This window comes from Geothrix fermentans DSM 14018, assembly GCF_000428885.1.
Taxonomy (GTDB): domain Bacteria; phylum Acidobacteriota; class Holophagae; order Holophagales; family Holophagaceae; genus Geothrix; species Geothrix fermentans.
Genome location: NZ_KE386810.1, coordinates 480,950 through 498,858 on the forward strand (window position 1 = coordinate 480,950; position 17,909 = coordinate 498,858).

The window sequence follows — 17,909 nt, forward strand, 5'->3', positions numbered from 1 at the left end:
ATGAGCGCCTCCGCCCAGTCCCGTCCCCTCTTTGAAGGCGCCCTGGCCCGCCGGGCGGTCCTCGACGCCCTGCTCAAGCTCAATCCGCTCCACCAGCTCCGCAACCCGGTGATGTTCACCGTCTGGGTGTGCAGCGCATTCACCACAGGCCTCTGGATCCAGGCCCTGGGGGGCCACGGAGAGACCCGCCCGGGCTTCATCCTGGCCATCGCCCTCTGGCTCTGGTTCACCCTGCTTTTCGCCAACTTCGCCGAGGCCATGGCGGAGGGCCGCGGCAAGGCCCAGGCCGACAGCCTCCGCCGCTCGAAGCGGGACGTGAGGGCGAAGCGCCTCCGCGGCGCGGACCGGCTGGGCCCCTTCGACGCCGTGGATGCCCTGGACCTGCGGATCGGCGACCTGGTGCTGGTGGAGGCGGGCGCCACGATCCCGGGGGACGGCGAGGTGGTGGAGGGTGTGGCCTCCGTGAACGAGAGCGCCATCACGGGGGAGAGCGCCCCGGTCATCCGCGAGAGCGGAGGCGACCGCTCCGCCGTCACGGGCGGCACCCTGGTGCTCTCCGACTGGCTGGTGATCCGCGTCTCCAGCAATCCCGGGGACAGCTTCCTCGACCGCATGATCGCCATGGTGGAGGGGGCCAAGCGCCAGAAGACCCCCAACGAGATCGCCCTGGACATCCTGCTGGCGGGCCTCACCCTCGTCTTCCTGCTGGCGACCGCCACCCTGCTGCCCTACTCGATCTTCAGCGTGCGGGCGGCGGGACAGGGCTCACCCGTCACCCTGACCGTCCTCGTCTCCCTCCTGGTCTGCCTCATCCCCACCACCATCGGCGGCCTGCTGAGCGCCATCGGCATCGCGGGCATGGACCGCATGATCCAGGCGAACGTCATCGCCACCAGCGGCCGGGCCGTGGAAGCCGCCGGGGACGTGGACGTGCTCCTGCTGGACAAGACCGGCACCATCACCCTGGGCAACCGGGAGGCGGTGGCCTTCCTGCCCGCCGACGGCGTCTCCGTCGCGGCCCTGGCCGACGCCGCCCAGCTCTCCAGCCTGGCGGACGAGACCCCCGAGGGGCGCAGCATCGTGGTGCTCGCCAAGACCGGGCATGGCCTCCGCGAGCGGGACATCCACGCCCTGGACGCCCACTTCGTCCCCTTCACGGCCCAGACGCGCATGAGCGGCGTGAACCTGCCTGGCCCAGGGGGGATGCGTGAGATCCGGAAAGGCGCTGCCACCGCCGTCGAGGACTACCTCCACGCCGCCGGCGGGGCCTTCCCCGAGGACTTGCGCCGCCTGGTGGAGCAGATCTCCATGGCCGGCGGGACGCCTCTCGTCGTGGCCGAGCGGGTGGTCGATGGCGCCGGGGCGGCCCCATCGCGGGCCCTGGGCGTCATCCAGCTCAAGGACATCGTGAAGGGCGGCATCAAGGAGCGCTTCGCCGACCTCCGCGGCATGGGCATCAAGACTGTGATGATCACCGGGGACAACCCGCTCACGGCGGCGGCCATCGCCGCCGAAGCCGGGGTGGACGACTTCCTGGCCCAGGCCACGCCGGAGGCCAAGCTGAAGCTCATCCGCGAGTACCAGGCCGGCGGGCGGCTGGTGGCCATGACCGGGGATGGGACCAATGATGCCCCGGCCCTGGCCCAGGCGGACGTGGCCGTGGCCATGAACTCGGGCACCCAGGCCGCCAAGGAGGCCGGCAACATGGTGGACCTCGACTCCAACCCCACCAAGCTCATCGAGATCGTGGAGATCGGCAAGCAGATGCTGATGACGCGGGGGGCGCTGACCACCTTCAGCATCGCCAACGACGTGGCCAAGTACTTCGCCATCCTGCCCGCGGCCTTCGCCACCACCTACCCCGCCCTGGGGGTCCTGAACGTCATGCGGCTCCACAGCCCCGAGAGCGCCATCCTCTCGGCGGTGATCTTCAACGCCCTGGTCATCGTCGCCCTGATCCCCCTGGCCCTGAGGGGCGTGAAGTACCGCCCCGCCGGAGCGGCGGCCCTCCTCCAGCGGAACCTGCTGGTGTACGGCCTCGGGGGCCTGGTGGTGCCCTTCGCCGGCATCAAGGCCATCGACTGGCTCCTGGCCACCCTCCACCTCGCCGCCTGAGGAGCGACCCATGCCCGCGCGAACGTTCTCCGCCCGCCTCCGCCCGGCCCTGGTGGGCGTGCTCGGCCTCTCCACCCTGACGGGGATCCTCTACCCCCTGGCGGTCACCGGCCTGGCCAAGGCTCTGTTCCCGCGCCAGGCGGGGGGAAGCCTCCTCCGCTCCGGGAACCAGGTGCTGGGATCCGCCCTCATCGGACAGGCCATCAACGATCCCGGCCTCTTCTGGACGCGGCCCTCGGCCACCCTCGGCACCGATGGCAGGCCCGCGCCCTACAACGCCCTGGCCAGCGGCGGGTCGAACCTGGGGCCCTCCAATCCGGAGCTGGCCAGGGCCGCCCAGATCCGGATCGCCCTGCTGAAAGCCGCGGACCCCGGAAACCAGGCGCCCGTCCCCGTGGACCTGGTCACCGCCAGCGGGAGCGGCCTCGATCCCCACATCACCCCCGAGGCGGCGCTGTACCAGGCCGGGCGCGTGGCCAGGGCCAGGGGTCTTCCCGAGGCAGGGATCCGGGCCCTGGTGGCCGCCCACACGGAAGGTCCCCAGCTCGGGTTCCTCGGAGCCCCGCGGGTCAACGTAATGAAGTTGAACCTCGCGCTGGCCGAGCTGCGCTAGGCTGGCGCCGTGGCAGAACCCCGGCGGCCCGACCCCGACCAGCTGCTCCGGCAGGTGCAGGAGGCGGAGGCTGTCGCGCGCCGCGCCAAGCTGAAGGTGTTCTTCGGGGCGGCCCCGGGCGTCGGCAAGACCTACGCCATGCTCTCGGAGGCCCGGGAGCGCCGGGCGGAGGGGCTCGACGTGCTGGTGGGGGTCGTGGAGACCCACGGGCGCGCCGAGACCGCGGCCCTGCTCGATGGGCTGGAGCTCCTTCCCCGGAAGGAACTCGCCTATTCAGGCCAGTTCCTCCCCGAGTTCGACCTGGAGGCGGCGCTGGCCCGCCGCCCTGGGCTGATCCTGGTGGACGAACTGGCCCACGCCAACGTGAAGGGATCCCGCCACGCCAAGCGCTGGCAGGACGTCCTGGAGCTGCTGGACGCGGGCATCGATGTGTTCACCACCCTGAACGTCCAGCACATGGAGAGCCTCAAGGACGTGGTGGCCCAGATCACCGGGATCGTCGTCCGGGAGAACGTCCCGGACACGGTCCTGGAGCGGGCCGACGAGGTGGAGCTGGTGGACCTGCCGCCGGACGACCTGCTGATCCGCCTCAAGGAGGGGAAGGTCTACCTCCCGGAGCAGGCCCGGCATGCGCGCGACCATTTCTTCCGCAAGGGCAACCTCCTGGCGCTCCGCGAGCTGGCGCTGCGCCACACCGCGGAGAACGTGGACGCCCAGATGCGCCGCTACCGGGAATCCGAGGGCATCCGCAAGACCTGGGCCGCCGGGGACCGCCTCCTGGTCTGCGTGGAGCCCGATGGCCTCTCGGAGCGCCTCATCCGCGCCACCCGGCGCATGGCCGGCTCCCTGGGGGCCCCCTGGGTCGCCTTGTACGTGGAGTCGCCGCGGCACCTCAAGTTCAGCGAGGAGGAACGGGCCCGGGTGGAGGAGAACCTCCGGCTCGCGGAGAAGCTGGGCGGCGAGACCGTGGTGATCGAAGGCGGCGGGCGGGCCGACGAGGACATCCTCGCCTTCGCCCAGGACCGCAACATCACCAAGATCGTGGTGGGTAAACCCACGCGGGCGAAGTGGCTCAGCCTGCTCTCCGGTTCCCTGGTGGACGACCTCATTCGCCACAGCGGCGCCATCGACATCTACGTCATCACCGGCGAGGCCGCCAAGCCCGCTGCCATCACGAGCCTCCGGTCCCGGATCACGAGCCCGGCGCGGAACTACCTCCTCAGCGTGCTCACGGTGGGGCTCGCCACCGCCGTGGCGGGCCTGGCCTTCCGGCGTACCGAGCTGGCGGACATCGTGATGGCCTACCTGCTCGGGATCGTGCTCGTCGCCACGCGCTTCGGCCGCGGCCCTTCGCTGCTGGCCTCCATTCTGAGCGTGGCAGCCTTCGACTTCATCTTCGTGCCGCCCTACTTCACCTTCGTGGTCACGGATTTCCGCCATGTGGGGACGTTCTCCGTGATGCTCCTGGTGGGCCTGGTGATCGGCAACCTCACGGAGCGGATCCGGGCCCAGGCCCGCCTGGCCCGCGCCCGGGAGCAGCGGACCCAGGCGCTCTTCCGGCTGGGGCAGGAGCTGGCCCGAAGCGCGGGGTCCGCCTCCCTGGTGGCCTCGGCCATCCAGAACGTGGGCACCCAGTTCCAGGGTCATGCGGTGGTGCTTCTCCCCGACGCCGCGGGGCGGCTGGAGGCCCCGGCCCACCCGCTCACCTTCCCGCTGGGCGACCAGGAGAGAGGGGTGGCCCAGTGGGTCTACGAGCATGGGGATGCCGCTGGACTGGGCACCCTCACGCTCCCCGGAGCCCGCGCCACCTACCTTCCACTCCGGGGATCCCGGGGCCCCCTCGGGGTGATGGGAGTGCTTCCGGACGACACGGCCCAATGGATGGAACCGGATCGGCACCAGCTGCTGGAGGCCTTCGCCAACCAGACCGCCCTGGCCCTGGAGCGGGCCCTGCTTGCCGAGCAGGGCGCGGCGGATCGCCGGCGGGCCGAGGAGGAGCGCCTCCGGAACGCCCTCCTCAGCTCCGTCTCCCATGACCTGCGCACACCGCTCGGCGTCATCACCGGAGCCGTCAGTACCGCCCTGGAGACACCAGACCTGCCGGAAAGCTCCCGGCGGGAGCTCCTGCTCTCCGCCCAGGAGGAGGCCCAGCGCCTCCATCGCCTCGTCAGCAACCTGCTGGACATCACCCGCCTCGAATCCGGGGCCCTGGACCTCCGCCGGGAGTGGGTCCCCCTCGAGGAAGTGATCGGCGCGGCCCTGAACCGGCGTGAGCTGGGTACCGAATCCGCGCGAGTGAGGGCCCACCTGCCGGCGGACCTGCCCCTGGTGGCCCTGGACCCCGTCCTGATGGAGCAGGTGGTGGTGAACCTGGTGGACAACGCCCTGAAGTACTCCCCGCCCGGGTCGCCCGTGGATCTCAAGGCCTGGGCGGCCGGGAAGTCCCTCACCCTGTCCGTGGCGGACCAGGGGCCGGGACTCGCGCCCGGGGAGGAGGACCGGATCTTCGAGAAGCTCTTCCGCGGCGAGGCGGCGCCGGGCCGCCCGGGAGCCGGTCTGGGGCTGGCCATCTGCCGGGGCATCGTGGCGGCCCATGGAGGGCGGATCCAGGCGGTCAACCACCCCCAGGGCGGGGCCCAGTTCCTGGTCAGCCTGCCCCTGGGCACCCCCCCCACCCTGCCGGAGGAGGGCGCATGACCGCCTCCGGTCCGCTGCTCCTGCTCGTGGAGGACGAGCCCCAGATGCGGCGCTTCCTCCGGGTGGCACTGGAAGGGGGAGGATACCGCTACCTCGAGGCCGCCACGGGCCAGGAGGGCCTCGCCATGGCCGCCCAGCACCGGCCGGACCTGATCCTGCTGGACCTGGGACTGCCCGACATGGACGGCCTCGACCTCATGACCCGCCTCCGGGAGTGGGCCCGCACGCCGGTCATCATCCTCTCGGCCCGGGGCCAGGAGGCCGACAAGATCGGCGCCCTGGACGTCGGCGCGGACGACTACCTCACCAAGCCCTTCGGAACGGGGGAGCTCCTGGCCCGCATCCGGGTCGCCCTGCGGCACGCGGACACCGGCGACGTGCAGGATCCGGTGTTCTCGCTCGGGCGGTGGCGCGTAGACCTCGCCAGGCGCCAGGTGCTGGTCGAGGGGCGGGAGATCCACCTGACCCCCATCGAGTACCGCCTCTTCACCACCCTCATCCGGCATGCGGGCAAGGTGGTCACCCAGCGGCAGCTCCTGAAGGAGGTGTGGGGGGGCGTCGCGGGAGCGCAGCCCCTCTACCTCCGGGTCTACATGGCCCAGCTCCGGCACAAGCTGGAGGAGGACCCCTCCCGGCCCCGGTACCTCCGGACCGAGCCCGGGGTGGGCTACCGGCTGAGGACCGAGGACTGAACAGCCCCCGAGACAGGGACCGGGATTCACTGGATCATGGTTCTGATGGACAGCGCGATGAACCACCCAGATCCAGGCCAGGAGTCCCAGCCCTCAGAGGAACGTTCCTCCGGGATCGACCCGGTGCCCCCAGGCGACGAGGCTCCCGTTCCCGGACCGGCCGACCCGTCCCCCCTTCGCCACATGCGCGAGCTGCTCGACATGATCAAGTTCGAGCACACGGTCTTCGCCCTGCCCTTCGCCTTCCTGGGGGCCCTGGGCGCGGCCCAGGGGATCCCCCCCCTGCGGACCATCCTCTGGATCCTCGCAGCCATGGTGGGGGCCCGCACGGCCGCCATGACCTTCAACCGCCTGGTGGACGTGGACGTGGACGCTGAGAATCCCCGCACGGCCATGCGGGCCCTGCCCGCGCGCCGGGTCTCCCGGGCCGGCGCCATGCTCCTGATGGGAGCGGGCATCGTCCTCTTCGGCCTGGCCGCCGGCGCCCTCGGGCCCCTGACCTGGGCCCTCTCGCCGCTGGCCCTCGTGATCATCCTGGGCTACTCGCTATGCAAGCGCTTCACGTCCTGGGCCCACGTGGTGCTGGGACTCTCCCTTTCCGGGGCTCCTCTGGGCGCCTGGATCGCCGTATCGGGACGCATCGAGGCCCCCGCCCTGTGGCTCTCCGGTGGCGTCCTGGCCTGGACCGCGGGCTTCGACATCCTCTATTCCCTCCAGGACCAGGGCTTCGACCGCGACAAGGGGCTGCATTCCATGCCCGTCAGGCTAGGCACCAGCGGCGCCCTGATCCTCTCCCGCGTCCTGCACCTCATCGCCCTCGCGGCCTGGGCCATGTTCAACGTCCACATGGGCAGCCACCTGGTCTCCTGGGCCGGATGGGCCACCGTGGCGGTCATGCTCGCCAAGGAGCAGTGGCTGGTCCGGGGCGGCGACCTGTCGCGCATCGACCAGGCTTTCTTCACGTTGAACAGTCTGGTGGGACTCGTGTTTTTCCTTGGGCACGCCTTGGAATGGTGGCTGTCGCGGTCGCTCCTGGCCCCGCTCTAGATCCTTCGTTGTAAGAAGGCGAGTCGATCCTCCACGGATTCCCAGGTATGCTGAAGGTCCATGTCCAGCCATCAGCCCGAACGCAGACTCGCCGTGAGGTCCAGCCGACCCGATCCCGTGCGGTGGCTCACCGTGATGGTGGTCTTCAGCCACCGGACGATCCGATGGTCCCTGACCCGCCGGACGATGCTCTGGATCCTCGGCCTCGTCGCGGGCTTCTCCGCCCTGGCCATGATCGGATCGGGCTACGGGCTGTGGGCCACCAAGAAGATCATGAGCTTCGGCCGGCTCCAGAAGGAGACCCAGGAGCAGCAGGAGCAGCTCCGCTCCTCCCTGGACCAGGCCCAGGCCCTGGAGGCCGAGGTGGCCACCCTCCGGCAGCAGCAGACGGAACTGCTGAAACTGCTCGACCCGAAGGGGGCCACCGCGGCGCCCCTGCCTCCACCGCCCGGGCAGACACCGCAGCAACCCCCCGCCCCGCCTCCGCCGGGAACCCAGGAGCGGCTCTCCCGCCTCCGGCAGGACCTGGACTACACGGCCAAGCAGGCAGCCGTGGTCCGCGCCCGCATGGAGCCCGTGATCCGCGCCTGGGCCCACACGCCCTCCATCCCCCCCACCGCCGGCTACCTCAGCTCGGGTTTCGGCGTCCGGGTGAACCCCTTCACCCGCTCCAATGAAGAGGGGGAGGGCCTGCTGGGCTATCACACGGGCATCGACATCAGCAACGCCCTGGACACGCCGATCCAGGCCACGGCCGACGGCGACGTGGTGGATGCGGGCTGGATGGACCGCTACGGCTGGGGCGTCCGGATCCGCCACAACCATGAGCAGGAAACCCTGTACGCCCACCTGAACCACGTGAACGTAAAGACCGGGCAGAAAGTGTCCCGTGGGGATATCCTGGGCACCATGGGACGCTCGGGGAACGCCACCGGCGTCCATTTGCATTATGAAGTGAGGCTGAACGGCAAGCCCACGAACCCCCAGCCTTACCTCCGCCTCCAGCGCCAGTGGATCCGGGCCCTGGGCAAGAAGTCATCCTGACCCCCCGAAGGAGTGAACCATGGCCGTCTTCCGCAGCAGCAAGTCCAAACCCGAATCCGCCCCTGCCATCCATTCCCTGCTGAGCAAGGACGTGGTGCTCACCGGCGAGATCAACACCGGCTCCCAGAACCTGCGCATCGAAGGCTGCGTCGAGGGGACCATCCACTCCTGCGGCGAGGTCTCCATCGCCCCGGGGGGCTTGGTGAAGGGCACCATCTTCGCCAAGCACCTGGTGGTGACCGGCCGCGCGGAAGGGACCATGAAGATCACCGAGTGCCTGGAGATCCACGGCACCGGCTACGTGGAGGGCGAGGTGGAAGTGGGCTCCCTCGTGGTGGACGAGGGCGGCACCCTCCAGGGCGTCTGCATCCGCCGGGATCAGACCCGCAGCCTGGAGGGCGAAAGTGTCGCCAAGGGGGGCACCCTCGCTCTCACGCACACCCCCCCGCCGACCCTCGAGATGATCGAGAGCCGCGGCTGATCACCTCACCGGAACAGCGGCCCCTGGTCGGGCTTCACACCTAGGTAGACATAGGCCGCCTCGGTGGCCTTGCGGCCCTGCGGCGTGCGGTCCAGGAAGCCCACCTGCATGAGGTAGGGCTCCACCAGGTCCTCCAGGGCGCCCTCGTCCTCGCCCAGGGCCGCCGCCAGGGTGCGCAGGCCCACGGGCCCGCCCCGGTGCTTGTGGCAGAGGGCCTGGAGGTAGTCCCGGTCCAGCCCGTCCAGGCCCAGGTCGTCCACCTCGTGGAGGCGCAGGCAGGCCTCCGCAGACTCCTGGGTGATGGTTCCGTCCCCCTTCACTTCCGCGTAGTCCCGGCAGCGCCGGAGCAGGCGGTTGCAGATGCGCGGCGTCCCGCGGCTGCGGCGGGCGATGGCCTCGGCCCCCTCCGACGCCAGGTGGATGCCCAGCAGGTCCGCCGAGCGCCGGGCGATGATGGCCAGGTCCGCCCGGGTGTAGAACTCCAGGCGGTGGACCAGGCCGAAGCGGTCGTGGAGGGGCTTCGAGATGAGCCCCGCCCGGGTGGTGGCCCCCACCAGGGTGAAGGGCCGCAGGTCCACCTTCAGCGTCTGGGCGCTGGGCCCCTGGCCGATGAGGATGTCCAGCTTCCGGTCCTCCATGGCCGCGTAGAGCATCTCCTCGATGGGCGCGGACAGCCGGTGGATCTCGTCGATGAACAGGAACTCGCCCGCCTCCAGGTTGGTGAGGATGGCCGCCAGGTCCCCCTTCTTCTCCAGGGCCGGCGCCTGGATCACCTTGCAGGGCGCGCCCATCTCGTTGGCGAGCACATGGGCCAGGGTGGTCTTGCCCAGGCCCGGAGGCCCGAACAGCAGCACGTGGTCCAGCACGTCGCCCCGCTTGGTCGCGGCCTTCAGGGCGATCTCGATGCGGGCCTTCACCTTGGCCTGGCCGATATATTCCTGAAGCCGCTGCGGCCTCAGTGAATATTCAACAGGGTCCTCCAGAGAGGCGGAGGGGTCGAGGTCGGGGTGCCGGTGCATGACCTCTATTCCCTCACGGGACTTCCACTTGTGTCCAGCCGATGGCCGGATAATCTTGGGGATCGCAGTCCAGATGTCGCTTCCCCTTTCCCCGCCGCCCGCCAGGGAGATGCCGTGGCCCAGCGCTACCAGCTCCTGATCCGAGACCGACACGGTTTCGAGCGGACCGTGCCGCTCTCCCGCTCGGTCACCGTGGGCCGGCAGAGCCTCTGCGACGTGGTGCTGTCTGACAACATGATCAGCCGCAACCACCTGCGCCTGGAGCTGAAGGACGATACCTGGTGGGCCGAGGATCTCCAGACCACCCATGGCAGCTTCTACCTGGACAAGCCCCTGGGGAGGATTGCCTGGGAGCCTGGTGCCCCCCTTCTCCTGGCGGATGGGGCCTACACCCTGACCCTGCTCCGCACGGACCACAGCAGCTCCGAGATCCACCTCCAGGCCATCCTCGAGGCCGCCCAGCTCCTGGCCCAGGAAGTGGACCTGGAGGACATGCTCGAGCAGTCCCTGGACCGGCTCCTGAGCATTTCGGGCACGGACCGGGGCTTCCTCATGCTCCTGGAGGACGGTGAGCTGGCCTGCCGCGTCCAGCGCAACCTGGGCGAGGAGTTGGAGGGCCAGATCCAGCTGTCCATGTCCAGCGTCCACAAGGTGTTCGAGACCGGCGACCCCATCTGGATCCTCAACGTGGCCGAGGACGGCCACCTGCTCAGCCAGCACTCCATCCAGCGCCTGGAGCTGAAGACCATCCTCTGCCTGCCCCTGCTGCTCCAGGGGCGCCGCATCGGCGTCGTCTACCTGGACAGCCGCCGCCCCATCATCGAACCCCCGGACCGGCCGACCTTCGAGGCCATCGTCGCGCTCTGCGCCATCGCCATCGAGCGCACGCGGCTCTCCGAGGAGAACCTGCGCAGCCACGTCCTGGCCACGGTGGGCCAGGTGGCCAGCTCCATCGTCCACGACTTCAAGAACGGGCTCTTCGTGCTGCGCGGCCATGCGGACCTGCTGGAGCTGTCCACCGAGGACGGCAAGGTGCGCCACCACTGCCGCAAGATCCTGGACTGCGTGGACCGCCTCACCCTCCTCAGCCAGGACGTGCTGGACTTCGCCAAGGTGCGCGAGCCCCGCTGGGAGACCGTGGACCTCCGTCCCTTCCTCGAGGCCATCATCGAGCCCCTGGTCCCCCGGGCGGCCGAGATGGGCGTGTCCCTCCGGACCGAAGGGGACTCCTGCCTGGTCAAGCTGGATCCCGCCCGCTTCACCCGGGTCATGGAGAACCTGCTGGCCAATGCCCTGGACGCCACCGTGGACCTCAGCGGCGAGGTGGTGGTCACCTGGGTCCAGGTCACCAGCGGCGTGCGGATCTGCGTGAAGGACCAGGGCCGCGGGATCCCCAAGCGCGTGGTCAAGCGCATCTTCGAGCCCTTCTTCAGCTACGGGAAGAAGAAGGGAACGGGGCTTGGCATGGCCACGGTGAAGAAGATCGTGGAAGAGCACGGCGGCACCCTGGAGTTCATCAGCGAGGAAGGCCAGGGGACCGAGGTCCTCATCCTCCTGCCCGACCATCCCATCTCCGGCGCGATCGCGATTTCGGACGAATCCACCGGTGAGCACCGCAACCTGGGGATCCCCCGCGTATGACGCCCTTCCGCACCGGCCTGGGGTTCGATGTCCATCGCTTCGCGGAGCCCGGGGAGGCCCGCCGGCTGGTGCTCATGGGCTGCGAAGTGCCCCACGACCGGGGCCTGGCGGGGCACAGCGATGCGGACGTGATGCTGCACGCCCTCATGGATGCCCTGCTGGGCGCCGCGGGCCTCGGCGACATCGGGCAGCACTTCCCGGACACGGATCCCGCCTTCCGCGGCGCGGACTCGGCCGGCCTGCTGGAGCGGGTGATGGGCGACCTGGCGGAACGCGGCTGGCGCGTCGTGAACGCCGATGTCTGCCTCATCGGAGAGCGGCCGAAGGTGGGCCCCCACCGCCAGCGCATGCGCGAGCGCGTGGCACCCCTGCTGGGGATCCCCGTCGAGGCCCTGAACGTGAAGGCCACCACCACCGAGAAGCTCGGCTTCACCGGCCGCGGCGAAGGCCTCGCCGCCCAGGCCGTGGTGCTGATCGAGCGCTGCTAGGCTGGCGGCAGGCGCCGCTTCGCCAGCGCCACCAAGGCCTCGGGGGTGTTGAGGGACGGGTCCTCGATGACGGCTTCCAGCAGTTCCCTCTGGAGCTCGCCGAGCCAGGGCCCGCCGCGGCGCCCGGCCAGGGCCATGAGGGCCGCGCCGTCCAGGGCCAGGGCCTTCACGGCCAGGGGCGGCGCCGAGGCCGCCAGGGATTCCAGCCGGGCCAGGATCGCGGTGTGCTCCCGCTCCCTGGCCGCCAGCTCCAGCCCCTTGCCCCGCTGATCCGCCAGGCGGAAGGCCGCCCAGGATGCCAGATTCAGCCCATCCTCCCCCAGGCGCCTCAGGAACCGGCGGCAGGCGGCATCACTCCAGTCGGCGCTGGGGTGGGTGCCGTGGTGGCACACCAGGGCCAACACCTCGCGGCGGAGGGCGTGGGCGGCCTTCAGGCGGTCGAGGATGGCCTCGGCCAGAGCCAGCGACCGGCCCTCATGGCCGTGGAACCGGACCTCGCCGTCCTCGCCCACGTCGCGGGCTGCGGGCTTGCCGGCGTCGTGCAGCAGGGCGGCCCACCTCAGGCCGGGCTCTGCGGGAACCAGCCGCGCCACCTCCAGCGTGTGGTTCCACACATCGTGGCGGTGGTGGCGGTTCTGCCCGCAGCCGATCATGGGGCGCAGCTCCGGCATCCAGAGATCCAAGAGCCCGGTCCGCGCCAGGAGCTCCAGCCCACGCTGGGGCTCGGCCCCGCAGAGCAGCTTCGTGAGCTCCGTGAGGACACGCTCCGCCGCCACCTTCCGGGCCACCTCCAGCCGCCGGGGAATGGCCGCCAGGGTCGTGGCTTCGACCTCAAAGCCCAGCTGGGCGGCGAAGCGGCAGGCCCGCAGCGTGCGGAGGCCGTCCTCGGCGAAGCGCTGGAGCGGATCCCCCACCGCCCGCAGGGTCCGCGCTTCCAGATCGGCCTGGCCGCCGAAGGGGTCCACCAGCCCACCACCGGCCACGGGCAGAGCCATGGCGTTGATGGTGAAGTCGCGGCGGGAGAGGTCCTCCTCCAGGGAGACGCCCAGCTGCACGCTCTCCGGATGGCGGCCGTCCAGGTAGTCCCCGTCGCTGCGGAAGGTGGTGATCTCGACGGGCCGGTCCTCCAGCAGCACGGTGACCGTGCCGTGCTGCAGCCCCGTGGGAATGGCCTTCAGGCCCGCGGCCCGTGCCCGGTCCATCACGGCCTTCGGCAGCAGCTTGGTGGCCAGGTCCCAGTCCGCGTGGGGCCGTCCCAGCAGCTCGTCCCGGACGGCACCTCCGACCACCACCAGCTCCGCCTCGGGCCCCAGGGCCTCCTGGAGGCGCAGCAGCGGGGCCCACATCAATCCGCGCCCCCCGCCAGCCGGGCGAGCGACTCTCCCTCCACGCGGCAGGTGAGCCAGGGCCGCATGACCTTCGCTCCATGCGCCTCGTAGAACTCGATGGCCGGGGTGTTCCAGTCCAGCACCTGCCAGACGAAGCGGGTCCAGCCCTCCTTCACCGCAATCGCCGCCAGGTGCTGGAGCAGGGCCTTGCCGATGCCCTTACCCCGGAAGGCCGGGCGCACGAAGAGGTCCTCGAGGTAGATCCCGGGCTTGCCTTCCCAGGTGCTGAAGTTCAGGAACCACAATGCGAAACCCGCGGGCCGCCCCTCCCACTCCGCCATGGTCACTTTCACCAGCGGGTGGTCGGAGAAGGCATGGCGCAGGATGTCCGCCTCGGTGGCGACCGCCGCGTCCGGCTCGCGCTCATAGTCCGCCAGCTCGCGGATGTACTGCAGGATCAGCGGGGCATCGGCGGGGACGGCGGGACGGAGGCTCAGCATGGGTCTATGCTAACCCGATGGATCAGGAAACCGCGCTGCGCCTTCACGAGGCCATGCTGCTCACCCGGCTCGCGGAGGAGCGGCTGGTGAAGCTCTTCCGCCAGGGCCGCACCCTCGGCAGCATCTACCGCAGCCTGGGCCAGGAGGCCACGGCCTGCGCCACAGCCATGGCCCTGGGGCCGGACGACGTGATCGCGCCGATGATCCGCGACCTGGGCGCCATGTTCGTGCGGGGGGCGACGCCGCTGGAGCTCTTCCTCCAGTACCTCGGCCGCGCCACGGGCTCCACTGGAGGGCGGGACCACAACAACCACTTCGGATCGGTGGCCCGGGGCATCCTGGCCCCCACCTCCATGCTCGGCGCCCTCATCCCGGTGGCGGCGGGCGTGGCCCTCAGCTTCCGCCAGAAGGGCGAGCGGCGCGTGGCCATGACCTGGATCGGGGATGGCGGCAGCTCCACCGGGGCCTTCTACGAGGGACTCAACTTCGCCGTGGTGCAGAAGCTCCCCCTCATCGTGGTGGGCGAGTCCAACGGCTATGCCTTCTCCACCCCCCCCGACCGCCAGATGGCCGGCGGCATGGCGGCCCGGTCCCAGGGCGCCTTCACCCTCACCGTGGACGGCAACGACGCGGCGGCGGTGTACGGGGCTGCGACCGAAGCCCGCCAGCGCTGCCTCGACGGACGGGGACCCGCCTTCCTGGTCTGCGAGACCTTCCGGATGAAGGGCCATGCCGAGCATGACGACCAGCGGTATGTGGATCCCCAGCTCCTGGCCCAGTGGGCCGCCAAGGATCCCCTGCCCCGCTTCGAGGCCTGGCTGGGGCGGCAGGGGTGGGCCCCGGCCCCCGATCTCCGCGCCCGGCTCGAGGCCCAGCTCCTCGCCACCGCGGAGGAGGCCCTCGCCGCGCCGTGGCCGGACCCGGCCACCCTGAATGAGGGGATCTTCTCGGCCTAGTCCGGTGTCCAGGCGCCTCCGGCATGGGGACCTATTTGTCCACAATGAGGCACCCGTCACTTCCAGTGGCGGCTAGACTTTCCCTGTCATGGGGGATTCTGTGTTTGTACTCGTCCTGAATGCCGGCTCCTCGAGCCTGAAGTTCAACCTGTTCGACATGGCGAACGAGACGTCCATCGCGGAGGGGATCGCGGAGCGCATCGGCCTGGCGGAAGCCAACCTCGCCTGCTCCATCGCCGGTGAGAAGCGGAAGGAGGCCCTGTCCCTGCCGTCCCACCGCGAGGCCCTCCAGGCCATCCTGGACCGCCTGCACGCCAACGTGCTGCACGACACGCCCATCCATGCGGTGGGCCACCGGGTGGTCCATGGCGGGCCGAAATACGGGGACTCGGTCCTGGTGACCAACGAAGTGCTCCAGGACATCGACCACTTCGCGATGTACGCGCCCCTGCACAACCCGGCCAATGCGCTGGGCATCCGGACGGCCATGGCCGCCTTCCCCGACGTGCCCCACGTGGCGGTCTTCGACACGGCCTTCCACCACCACATCCCCGACCACGCCCGCACCTACGGCATCCCCTACGAGATGAGCCAGAAGTACGGCATCCGCCGCTACGGCTTCCACGGCACCAGCCACGCCTTCGTGGCCGCCCGCACGGCCATCCTGCTCTGCCGGCCCCTGCGCTCCCTGAAGGTCATCACCTGCCACATCGGCAACGGCACCAGCATCTGCGCCGTGGGCCAGGGCAAGAGCATGGACACCAGCATGGGCATGACCCCCCTGCAGGGCGTGATCATGGGCACCCGCTGCGGCACCATCGACCCCAGCGTGGTGGAGATGCTCATGGAATACGAACACCTGGACTACGAGGGCATCACCAACCTGCTCAACAAGAAGTCCGGCCTGCTCGGCATCTCCGGCGTGTCCTCGGACTTCCGGGAGATCGAGCTGGCCGCCGACGGCGGCAACGACCGGGCCCGCCTGGCCCGGGACCTCCTGACCTACAACGTGCGCCAGTACATCGGCGCCTATGCCACGGTCCTGGATGGCGTGGATGCCATCACCTTCACCGCCGGCATCGGCACCCACAGCACCTTCGTGCGGGCCAAGGTCTGCAGCAAGCTCGGCTTCCTGGGCGTGAAGCTGGACCCCGAGGCTAACGAGCACGGCACCGGCGAGCGCATCATCAGCACGCCCGATTCCCGCGTGGTGGTCACCGTGGTGCCCACCAACGAGGAACTGATGATCGCGCGGGAGACCGTGCGCTAAGCACTCCTCCGGCTCACACAAGCGGCCCCCGGTCGAGGGCCGCTTGTGTGAGGAGGAAAACCTACTTGCCCTGGGCCTGCATGCGCTCGCCCTTGCGTTCGACGCGCTGGCCGCGGCGCTCCTTGCGTTCGCCCCGGCGCTCCTGGCGCTCCCCCTTGCGCTCCTGGGCCTGCCCCACCTGCTCGCGGCGCTCGCCGGCCTGCTGGAGAGCCTGGCCCTCGGCCACCTTGCCCTGGGCCTGGAGGGCCTCGCCCCGCCGCTCCATGCGGGCGCCCTGGCGCTGCTTCCGCTCGCCCCGGCGGTCGTTCCGTTCGCCGCGTCGCTCCTGGCGCTCGCCCCGGCGCTCGAGACGCTCGCCCTTCTGTTCCACCTGCTGGCCGGTCGGCGGGGGCACGGGGGCCTGGGCCATGAGGGAGACGCCGATGAGACCCGCCGCCACGGCGAGGGCCACGCGCTTCTGGAGGTTGGACATGGTGTGCTCCTGGTGCGGCCAGGCCGCGAAGGGGAATCGTCCCGGAACGGCCTCATGCCGCCCTCGTGCCAATCCACAACACAGTTAGGCCCGAGCAATTGGGAAAGGTTTAATCCATCCTCCGTGGAACCTTGCCTCAGCCCCGTGGCGGAATGCCACGGCCGGACCGCCCGCCGGGTCCGGGCATTGGCCGGTCCCCGCCCACCAGCCGCCGGTACTCGGGAGATTCCCGCCTAAACGGCCCCAGACTCTGGCCCGTAGGACATCCATCATCCCGGCAAGCCCGGCATCTTTCCCATCAGGGGGGTTCCATGCGAAAGCGATGGGTCATCGTCTCCGTGGCCGGAGTGGCCTTGGCGACGGGCATGTTCTTCACCCTCAGGGGCGGTGACGGCAAGGGGAAGAAGAAGGCGGAAGCCTCCACGCCCTTCCGCCTGGGCAAGGTCCAGGCAGAGGACCTCCAGGTGAGCGTCCGGGAGGTGGGTGTGGTGGATCCCCTGACCAAGGTGGACGTGAAGTCCACGGTCTCGGGCCGCATCGTGGGCCTGAAGGTCCGCGAGGGGGCGACCGTGAAGGCCGGCGAGGTGCTGGCCGAGGTGGAACCCGACGTGAACCAGGCCCAGACCCTGTCCGACGTGCAGGGCAGCGTGTCCCAGGCCCGGGTCAGCTTCCGGAACGCCGAGCAGGACTTCGCCCAGCAGTCCGAGCTCTACAAGTCCGGCCTGATCTCCGACCAGGCCTACCGCGGCGCCAAGACCACCCGCGACCTGGCCGAGGAGGCCTTCAAGAGCGCCCAGACCCGGTACCAGATCGTGGAGGATCGGGGCATCCCCATCAGCGGCAACGCCTCCACCCAGAAGGCCCGGGTCACCGCCCCCATGAACGGCGTGGTCATCAAGAAGGGCGTGGAGCTGGGCGACACCATCACCTCGGGCGTCAGCTCCTTCAACGCCGGAACCGTGGTGTTCACCGTGGCGGACCTCCAGTCCCTCATCGTGAAGGTGAACCTCAACGAGGTGGACATCGCCAAGGTGAAGGTTGGACAGGCGGTGCGCATCACCCTGGACGCCTATCCCCAGAAGGCCTTCACGGGCAAGGTGCGCTTCGTGGCCCCCGCCGCCGACCTGGTGGAGAAGATCAAGGTCTTCAAGGTGGAAGTGGCCCTGGACGAGCTCACGGAGGCCTTCAAGACCGGCATGAGCGCCAACGTGGAGATCCTGGGCGAGAAGCGCAACAAGGCCGTGAGCATTCCGCTGGAGGCCCTCCAGCGCCGCGACGGCCAGACCGTGGTCTACCGCCTGAAGGAGAACCTTCCCGCCCAGGATCTCGCCAAGGCCAAGGAAGGCCTTAGCGGCCGCGGCAAGTTCATCTGGCTCTCCGACCACTGGAAGGAGTTCTTCGACGTGGTTCCCGTCCGGGCCGGCATCGCCACTCTGGAACGCGTGGAGATCGTCACCGGCCTCAAGGCCAACGACCAGGTGAGCCTGGAGGACCCCAGCAAGAAGAAGGTCGAGAAGGACGACGAGAACAATTGATGCTCCGTGGG

General features: G+C 70.1%; 16 protein-coding genes. 12 read left to right on the forward strand and 4 right to left on the reverse strand.

What is annotated here, in order from left to right; all coding sequences use genetic code 11:
- The 7 genes from kdpB (at window position 1) to G398_RS19880 (ending at window position 8,689) form a co-directional block, all read left to right on the forward strand.
- Window positions 1-2,115, forward strand: a complete 2,115-nt coding sequence (gene kdpB / locus G398_RS0112690; protein WP_026853862.1) for a potassium-transporting ATPase subunit KdpB — start codon at window positions 1-3, stop codon at window positions 2,113-2,115.
- Window positions 2,116-2,125: 10 nt separating this feature from the next.
- Entirely contained in the window at window positions 2,126-2,728 is a 603-nt protein-coding gene (gene kdpC, locus G398_RS0112695; protein WP_026853863.1) for a potassium-transporting ATPase subunit KdpC, read from the forward strand.
- Between the two features lie 9 nt (window positions 2,729-2,737).
- On the forward strand, window positions 2,738-5,425 hold the full coding sequence (locus G398_RS0112700) for a sensor histidine kinase (RefSeq protein ID WP_026853864.1): 2,688 nt from the start codon (window positions 2,738-2,740) through the stop codon (window positions 5,423-5,425).
- Window positions 5,422-6,117, forward strand: a complete 696-nt coding sequence (locus G398_RS0112705; protein WP_026853865.1) for a response regulator — start codon at window positions 5,422-5,424, stop codon at window positions 6,115-6,117. The genes G398_RS0112700 and G398_RS0112705 overlap by 4 nt, the downstream gene beginning before the upstream one ends.
- Window positions 6,118-6,240: 123 nt before the next feature.
- A complete protein-coding gene (locus G398_RS0112710) occupies window positions 6,241-7,164 on the forward strand; it encodes a UbiA-like polyprenyltransferase (protein WP_245576304.1) in 924 nt (307 codons plus the stop codon).
- Window positions 7,165-7,224: 60 nt separating this feature from the next.
- Complete coding sequence (locus tag G398_RS19875; protein ID WP_052571931.1) at window positions 7,225-8,208, forward strand: M23 family metallopeptidase; 984 nt, start codon at window positions 7,225-7,227, stop codon at window positions 8,206-8,208.
- 19 nt (window positions 8,209-8,227) lie between these two features.
- Entirely contained in the window at window positions 8,228-8,689 is a 462-nt protein-coding gene (locus G398_RS19880) for a bactofilin family protein (protein ID WP_052571932.1), read from the forward strand.
- Window positions 8,690-8,694: 5 nt separating this feature from the next.
- Here the strand turns inward: G398_RS19880 and ruvB are convergent, their stop codons facing one another.
- Window positions 8,695-9,708 (reverse strand): Holliday junction branch migration DNA helicase RuvB, encoded by a 1,014-nt coding sequence (gene ruvB, locus G398_RS0112725; protein ID WP_052571933.1) that lies wholly within the window; start codon window positions 9,706-9,708, stop codon window positions 8,695-8,697.
- Between the two features lie 114 nt (window positions 9,709-9,822).
- Here ruvB and G398_RS0112730 point away from each other — a divergent pair, with 114 nt between their 5' ends.
- Together G398_RS0112730 and ispF are read left to right on the forward strand one after the other, a co-directional pair.
- Window positions 9,823-11,349, forward strand: coding sequence for a sensor histidine kinase (locus tag G398_RS0112730; protein WP_052571934.1), 1,527 nt, complete (start codon window positions 9,823-9,825; stop codon window positions 11,347-11,349).
- Complete coding sequence (gene ispF, locus G398_RS0112735) at window positions 11,346-11,837, forward strand: 2-C-methyl-D-erythritol 2,4-cyclodiphosphate synthase (RefSeq protein ID WP_026853869.1); 492 nt, start codon at window positions 11,346-11,348, stop codon at window positions 11,835-11,837. Before G398_RS0112730 ends, ispF begins: the two co-directional genes overlap by 4 nt.
- Here the strand turns inward: ispF and G398_RS18375 are convergent.
- Both G398_RS18375 and G398_RS0112745 read right to left on the reverse strand, forming a co-directional pair.
- A complete protein-coding gene (locus G398_RS18375; protein ID WP_043484934.1) occupies window positions 11,834-13,183 on the reverse strand; it encodes a CCA tRNA nucleotidyltransferase in 1,350 nt (449 codons plus the stop codon). The two genes, ispF and G398_RS18375, sit on opposite strands and share 4 nt — an antisense overlap.
- Window positions 13,183-13,665 (reverse strand): GNAT family N-acetyltransferase, encoded by a 483-nt coding sequence (locus tag G398_RS0112745; RefSeq protein WP_026853870.1) that lies wholly within the window; start codon window positions 13,663-13,665, stop codon window positions 13,183-13,185. The genes G398_RS18375 and G398_RS0112745 overlap by 1 nt, the downstream gene beginning before the upstream one ends.
- A 53-nt stretch (window positions 13,666-13,718) precedes the next feature.
- Between G398_RS0112745 and G398_RS0112750 the strand changes: the two genes are divergently transcribed.
- Entirely contained in the window at window positions 13,719-14,621 is a 903-nt protein-coding gene (locus tag G398_RS0112750; RefSeq protein WP_169720667.1) for a thiamine pyrophosphate-dependent dehydrogenase E1 component subunit alpha, read from the forward strand.
- A gap of 100 nt (window positions 14,622-14,721) precedes the next feature.
- The gene (locus G398_RS0112755; protein WP_026853872.1) at window positions 14,722-15,891 is read left to right on the forward strand and encodes an acetate/propionate family kinase; all 1,170 of its coding nucleotides are present in this window, start codon (window positions 14,722-14,724) and stop codon (window positions 15,889-15,891) included.
- A 61-nt stretch (window positions 15,892-15,952) separates the two neighbouring features.
- On the opposite strand, the gene G398_RS0112760 is transcribed toward G398_RS0112755, so the two are convergent.
- Window positions 15,953-16,363, reverse strand: a complete 411-nt coding sequence (locus tag G398_RS0112760) for a hypothetical protein (RefSeq protein ID WP_026853873.1) — start codon at window positions 16,361-16,363, stop codon at window positions 15,953-15,955.
- A gap of 311 nt (window positions 16,364-16,674) precedes the next feature.
- On the opposite strand from G398_RS0112760, the gene G398_RS0112765 reads away from it, so the two are divergent.
- Window positions 16,675-17,898: an efflux RND transporter periplasmic adaptor subunit gene (locus G398_RS0112765; protein WP_169720668.1), complete on the forward strand. Its 1,224-nt coding sequence runs from the start codon at window positions 16,675-16,677 to the stop codon at window positions 17,896-17,898.
- Window positions 17,899-17,909 lie beyond the last annotated feature (11 nt).

Excerpts from the sequence above, each read along its gene's own strand:
- kdpB (WP_026853862.1), top strand. The coding sequence starts at position 1 with ATGAGCGCCTCCGCCCAGTCCCGTCCCCTCTTTGAAGGCGCCCTGGCC.
- kdpC (WP_026853863.1), top strand. The coding sequence starts at position 2,126 with ATGCCCGCGCGAACGTTCTCCGCCCGCCTCCGCCCGGCCCTGGTGGGC.
- G398_RS0112705 (WP_026853865.1), top strand. The coding sequence starts at position 5,422 with ATGACCGCCTCCGGTCCGCTGCTCCTGCTCGTGGAGGACGAGCCCCAG.
- G398_RS19875 (WP_052571931.1), top strand. The coding sequence starts at position 7,225 with ATGTCCAGCCATCAGCCCGAACGCAGACTCGCCGTGAGGTCCAGCCGA.
- G398_RS19880 (WP_052571932.1), top strand. The coding sequence starts at position 8,228 with ATGGCCGTCTTCCGCAGCAGCAAGTCCAAACCCGAATCCGCCCCTGCC.
- ruvB (WP_052571933.1), bottom strand. The coding sequence starts at position 9,708 with ATGCACCGGCACCCCGACCTCGACCCCTCCGCCTCTCTGGAGGACCCT.
- ispF (WP_026853869.1), top strand. The coding sequence starts at position 11,346 with ATGACGCCCTTCCGCACCGGCCTGGGGTTCGATGTCCATCGCTTCGCG.
- G398_RS18375 (WP_043484934.1), bottom strand. The coding sequence starts at position 13,183 with ATGTGGGCCCCGCTGCTGCGCCTCCAGGAGGCCCTGGGGCCCGAGGCG.
- G398_RS0112745 (WP_026853870.1), bottom strand. The coding sequence starts at position 13,665 with ATGCTGAGCCTCCGTCCCGCCGTCCCCGCCGATGCCCCGCTGATCCTG.
- G398_RS0112750 (WP_169720667.1), top strand. The coding sequence starts at position 13,719 with ATGCTGCTCACCCGGCTCGCGGAGGAGCGGCTGGTGAAGCTCTTCCGC.
- G398_RS0112760 (WP_026853873.1), bottom strand. The coding sequence starts at position 16,363 with ATGTCCAACCTCCAGAAGCGCGTGGCCCTCGCCGTGGCGGCGGGTCTC.
- G398_RS0112765 (WP_169720668.1), top strand. The coding sequence starts at position 16,675 with ATGCGAAAGCGATGGGTCATCGTCTCCGTGGCCGGAGTGGCCTTGGCG.